This window comes from Mesorhizobium sp. M1E.F.Ca.ET.063.01.1.1, assembly GCF_003998155.1.
GTDB lineage: Bacteria > Pseudomonadota > Alphaproteobacteria > Rhizobiales > Rhizobiaceae > Mesorhizobium.
In genome coordinates, this window is sequence record NZ_RZSC01000410.1 from 1 (window position 1) to 5,349 (window position 5,349).

General features: G+C 64.6%; 7 protein-coding genes. 1 reads left to right on the forward strand and 6 read right to left on the reverse strand.

The genetic code is table 11. The features are described 5' to 3' along the window. Positions 1-251: 251 nt before the first annotated feature. The gene (locus EOA29_RS23980; protein ID WP_126093828.1) at positions 252-671 is read left to right on the forward strand and encodes a DUF4864 domain-containing protein; all 420 of its coding nucleotides are present in this window, start codon (positions 252-254) and stop codon (positions 669-671) included. A 9-nt stretch (positions 672-680) separates the two neighbouring features. On the opposite strand, the gene EOA29_RS23985 is transcribed toward EOA29_RS23980, so the two are convergent. The 6 genes from EOA29_RS23985 to EOA29_RS24010 form a co-directional block, all read right to left on the reverse strand. Next, positions 681-1,406, reverse strand: a complete 726-nt coding sequence (locus EOA29_RS23985; RefSeq protein WP_126093827.1) for an SDR family NAD(P)-dependent oxidoreductase — start codon at positions 1,404-1,406, stop codon at positions 681-683. 64 nt (positions 1,407-1,470) lie between these two features. Next, the gene (tgt, locus tag EOA29_RS23990; protein ID WP_126095903.1) at positions 1,471-2,601 is read right to left on the reverse strand and encodes a tRNA guanosine(34) transglycosylase Tgt; all 1,131 of its coding nucleotides are present in this window, start codon (positions 2,599-2,601) and stop codon (positions 1,471-1,473) included. A 43-nt stretch (positions 2,602-2,644) separates the two neighbouring features. After that, entirely contained in the window at positions 2,645-3,730 is a 1,086-nt protein-coding gene (gene queA / locus EOA29_RS23995) for a tRNA preQ1(34) S-adenosylmethionine ribosyltransferase-isomerase QueA (RefSeq protein ID WP_126093826.1), read from the reverse strand. Next, positions 3,730-4,179, reverse strand: coding sequence for a DMT family transporter (locus EOA29_RS24000; RefSeq protein WP_126093825.1), 450 nt, complete (start codon positions 4,177-4,179; stop codon positions 3,730-3,732). Before EOA29_RS24000 ends, queA begins: the two co-directional genes overlap by 1 nt. Before the next feature lie 10 nt (positions 4,180-4,189). Next, the gene (locus tag EOA29_RS24005; protein ID WP_126093824.1) at positions 4,190-4,702 is read right to left on the reverse strand and encodes a peptidylprolyl isomerase; all 513 of its coding nucleotides are present in this window, start codon (positions 4,700-4,702) and stop codon (positions 4,190-4,192) included. A gap of 29 nt (positions 4,703-4,731) precedes the next feature. Continuing rightward, on the reverse strand, positions 4,732-5,229 hold the full coding sequence (locus tag EOA29_RS24010) for a peptidylprolyl isomerase (protein ID WP_245464964.1): 498 nt from the start codon (positions 5,227-5,229) through the stop codon (positions 4,732-4,734). Between the last annotated feature and the right edge of the window lie 120 nt (positions 5,230-5,349).

Sequence of the window (5,349 nt, forward strand, 5' to 3'; positions counted from 1 at the left end):
TTTGGCAGACTGCCGCCCCGCTTTCAAGCATCAGCCGGCGCCGGCCCTGGCGACCGCTTGCCGCAATTCGGCGGCCGGCATGCCGCTCCTGTCGAGGCTGCCGTCGATGATTGGCCCGGCGTGCCTCAAGTCACAAGCACCGACCAGACGTCGATGCGGGCAAGAATCTTCCGAAGCCGGTGAAACCACGGCAGGGCGGCCAGCGTATGTTAGACTGCGCCTTCACAACGTGAATTTTCGGGAGTCAGGCCATGCGCCGCGCTTTGTTCGCACTCGCTCTCGTTCCGATGCTTCTTGCATCCATAGCCTTTGCCGGCGACGCCGAGATCAAGGCGGCGCAGACGGTCATCGACAGCCAGCTCAAGGCCTTCCTCGCCGATGACGGCGCCACCGCCTACAGTTTCGCGGCACCGAACGTGAAGCGCATCTTCCCGACGGTCGACACCTTCATGAACATGGTGACCAACGGCTACGCGCCGGTGCGCAAGCCGCAAACCTATTCCTTCGGCAAGGTGGAGCAGACCGGGCCGGCCTCGATCATCCAGCAGGTGCTGATCGTCGGCCCCGACGGCAAGGACTATGAGGCGGTCTACACGCTGGAGCAGCAGCCCGACGGCAGCTTCAAGATCACCGGCTGCAGCCTGCGCGCCTCGACTTCGGTCAGCACGTGAGCCAGACAATCAGTAGCGCGCCCTGCCGCCAGACATGTCAAAGACCGCGCCGGTGTTGAAGCTGGCGGCATCGGAGCAGAGCCAGAGAACCAGCGCCGCGACCTCTTCCACCGCCCCAAGCCGCTTCAGCGGGCTGGCGCCGACCATGTCGCTGACGACCTCGTTTCCGAGTCGCCGGATAAGGTCCGTATCGATCGGACCGGGAGCGACGCAGTTGACGCGGATATCGGTGTCGCAGACCTCGCGCGACAAGGCCTTGGTGAAGGCAATGATGCCTCCGCTTGCGGCCGAATAGGCGGCGAGGTTCGGCAATCCTTCCTTGCCGGCGAGCGACCCCATATTGACGATGCGGCCGCGAGCGGCCTTGCGCATGACCGGCAGAACCTGATGCGTGACCTCGAATGTTCCGATGAGATTGACCCCGATGATGCGCTGCCACTCAGCGGGATCGAAGGCCTCGAAGCCAAGGTAGGGACCAAGATAGCCCGCGTTGTTGATGAGAATGTCGACCCCGCCTGTCGTGGCGACCACCTCGCTGAGAGCATTCCTTATGTCGCCCGCCCTGGTCACATCGACCGTCTGACTGCTGGTTCCGTCGACTGGCGCTGGATCGGCATCCCACACCCACACGTCGGCTCCTGACCGCGCCAACTGCGTAGCCACGGCCTTGCCGATGCCCCTCGAGCCGCCGGTCACGATCGCCGTCTTGCCGGCAAAGTCGTAGGTCACGGTCATGGCTGATCCCCGAGGGCGCAACTCTGCTCTCGGGCAGTCGGTCCGTCAATCGCGGGACGTCCGGCTAGATGGTTGAAATATCGCCCCTCGCCCAGCCATCTGAAATCTCCGCGGCGCGCGCCTCGAAGCCCCGCGCCTCGATCGCGGCTCGGATGTCCTGCATCAGCTTCTGATAGTAGGACAGGTTGTTCCAGGTGAGCAGCATTGCGCCGAGCGTCTCTTGCGAACGCACCAGATGATGCAGATAGGCGCGCGAATAGTCGCGCGCGGCGGGGCAGTCGCTCTCCTCGTCCAGCGGACGTGGATCGTCGGCGTGGCGGGCGTTGCGCAGGTTGATCTTGCCGCGGCGTGTATAGGCAAGGCCGTGTCGGCCGGCGCGCGTCGGCATCACGCAGTCGAACATGTCGATGCCGCGCGCCACCGACTTCAAGATGTCGTCCGGCGTGCCGACGCCCATCAGATAGCGCGGCCTGTCGTCCGGCAGTTCCGGGCAGGTGATCTCCAGCATCTCCAGCATCACCGCCTGCGGCTCGCCGACCGCCAGGCCGCCGACGGCATAGCCTTTGAGGTCCATCGCCTTCAGCGCCTGCGCCGAACGCACACGCATCGCGGCGCTGTCGCCGCCCTGGACGATGCCGAACATAGCTTTGCCCGGCTGGTCGCCGAACGCCGCCTTGCAGCGTTCGGCCCAGCGCAGCGACAATTCCATGGCGCGCTCGATCTCCTTCGGCTTGGCCGGGAGTGCGGTGCATTCGTCGAGCTGCATCTGGATGTCGGAATCGAGCAGCCCCTGGATCTCGATCGACCGCTCCGGCGACATCTCGTAGGGCGCGCCGTCGATATGCGAGCGGAAGGTGACGCCCTTTTCCGTCAGCTTCCTCAGCTTCGACAGCGACATGACCTGGAAGCCGCCGCTGTCGGTCAGGATCGGGTATGGCCAGCGCGCGAACTCATGCAACCCGCCGAGTTTCGCCACGCGCTCGGCGCCCGGCCGCAGCATCAGATGATAGGTGTTGCCGAGGATGACGTCGGCGCCGACGCCGCGTACCTGGTCCATATACATGGCCTTGACGGTGCCGCCGGTGCCGACCGGCATGAAGGCCGGCGTGCGGATTTCGCCGCGCGGCATGGAAATCTGGCCGCGCCGCGCCCTGCCGTCGGTAGCGATGAGCTTGAAGGAGAAAGCTGCAGCCATCGAATTCCTTGTGGTGGACGAGCGTGCCTGGTGTTTTTCGAGATCAGCGTCCATCGCTTGTCTCCCGGAAAAGTAGGCAGGAGTCCCCATAGGAGTAGAATCTGTAGCGGCTCGCGATGGCATGCGCATAGGCCGAACGCATCGTCTCCAGCCCACTGAAGGCCGAGACCAGCATGAACAGCGTCGAGCGCGGCAGATGGAAATTGGTCATCAGCATATCGGCTGTCTTGAAACGGTAGCCGGGCGTGATGAAGATATCGGTCGGCCCCGACCAGGCCTCGATCCTGCCGTCTTCGCGCGCGGCGCTTTCCAGGAGGCGCAGCGACGTCGTGCCGACGGCGACGATCCGCCCTCCCCGCACCCTTGCCGCATTGAGTGCGTCTGCCGTCTCGCGGCTCACCGAGCCGATTTCCGCATGCATCTTGTGATCGGCGGTATCGTCGGCCTTGACCGGCAGGAAGGTGCCGGCGCCGACGTGAAGCGTGACGAAGCGGCGCTCGACGCCCCTGGCGTCAAGAGCGGTGAACAGCTCAGGCGTGAAATGCAGCCCCGCGGTGGGCGCGGCGACAGCGCCCTCTTCCCTGGCGTAGATGGTCTGATAGTCGCGGCGGTCGCGCTCGTCGTCGTCGCGTTTCGAGGCGATGTAGGGCGGCAGCGGAATATGGCCGACGGCGTGCAGCGCCTCGTCGAGAAACGGCCCTGAGAGGTCGAAGCCGAGCAGCGCTTCGCCCGCCTCGCCCTTCTCGATCACGGTCGCGTCGAGCCGACCGAGGAAGCAGGAATTCTGATCTTGGCCGAAATGGATGCGGTCGCCGACGGCGATGCGCTTTCCGGGCCGCATGAAGGCCCGCCAACGGTCCGGCGCCACCCGCATATGCAGCGTGGCCTCGACCTGCGCCATCGCCTCGCCGCGTTTGCGGATGCCTTTCAATTGCGCCGGAATGACCTTGGTGTCGTTGAACACCAGCACGTCGCCGTCCTCAAGCAGCGACGGCAGATCGCGCACGATCCGATCGTCCAGGCCTTGGCCGGGTCTGACGACCAGCATCCTGGCGCTGTCTCGCGGCTCCGCCGGACGAAGCGCGATGCGCGCCTCCGGCAGCTCGAAGTCGAACAGATCGACGCGCATCAGAACAGCCGGATGAGCAGCGCTCCGACCAGCAGCAACACGGCCCCGGCGACGCGGCCAAGCGAGATCTCGCGCACGGCTACGCCGAGGAAACCGGCGCGGTCGACCAGCATGCCGGCGATCAGCTGGCCGGCGACCAGGAAGGCCATCAGCGCGGCGGCGCCGATGCGCGGCGTGAGGATGGTGGAGAGCGTGACATAGAAGCCACCGAGCATGCCGCCGGCAACGAACAGCCACGGCGCCGGCGCCTTCCAGTCGAGCGAAATGCCCTGCAGCCTCACCACGGCGACCGCGATGATGCCGAGCACGATAGCGCCGGACAGGAAGGAAAACGCGGCGGCCGCGACCGGAAGGCCGAGGCCGCGCGCCAGTTGCGAGTTGATCGGCGCCTGGATGGCGATGAAGGCGCCAGACAGGATGCCGAGCAACGACCAGACTGCGCCCATCACCTTTATGCCCTTACTTGACGTCGGCCGCGACCTTCAGCGACACGATCTTGTCGGGGTCCTGCACCGGCTCGCCGCGCTTGATCTTGTCGACATTCTCCATGCCCTCGATCACCTGGCCCCATACCGTATACTGGCGGTTGAGGAAGGAGGCGTCGTCGAAGCAGATGAAGAACTGCGAGTTCGCAGAATTCGGGTTCTGCGCGCGCGCCATCGAGCAGGTGCCGCGGCCGTGATTGGCGTTGGAGAATTCGGCCTTCAGGTCCGGCTTGTCGGAGCCGCCCATGCCGGCGCGAGACGGGGCAAAGGAGGGCTTCGAGGAATTGCCGAATTTGACGTCGCCGGTCTGCGCCATGAAGCCGTCGATGACGCGGTGGAACACCACGCCGTCATAGGCGCCCTCGCGCGCCAGTTCCTTGATGCGGGCGACGTGACCGGGCGCCAGGTCGGGATACATTTCGATGACGACGTTGCCCTTCGTCGTTTCCATGATGAGCGCGTTCTCGCGGTCCTTGATCTCAGCCATGTCAGAAAATCCTTTTAAAATTGAGTGAGTTACTTACCATCGGCAGCGATGCGAACCTTGATCATGCGATCGGGGTCGGTGACCGTGCCGTTGTCCGCCTCGTCGCCCTTCTTTATCTTGTCCACCAGATCCATGCCGCTCTCCACCTTGCCGACGATAGTGTACTGGCCGTCGAGGTTCGGCGCCGGCGCGAACATGATGAAGAACTGGGAATTGGCCGAATTCGGATCCTGCGAGCGGGCCATGCCGACCACGCCGCGCGTGAATTGTTCGGTCTGGGAGAACTCGGCCGGCAGGTCGGGAAGATCGGAACCGCCGGTGCCGACGGCCTCGGGGTTGAAACCCTTCTCCATGTTGCCGAACTTGACGTCGCCGGTCTGCGCCATGAAGCCGTCGATGACGCGGTGGAAGGCGACGTTGTCATAGGCGCCCTCGCGCACCAGCTTCTTGATCTGCGCGACATGCTTGGGCGCGATATCCGGACGCAGCGCGATAGTCACGTCGCCGTCCTTCAGCGTGATGATCATGGTATTTTCCTTGTCGGCGGCCAAGGCCGGCAGGGATGCGGCGAAAAGGCCGGCAAGCACGACAAGGAACGAAGCGAGCTTCTTCAGCTTCATGGTGTTCTCCGAAAGTCTTTGTTTGGG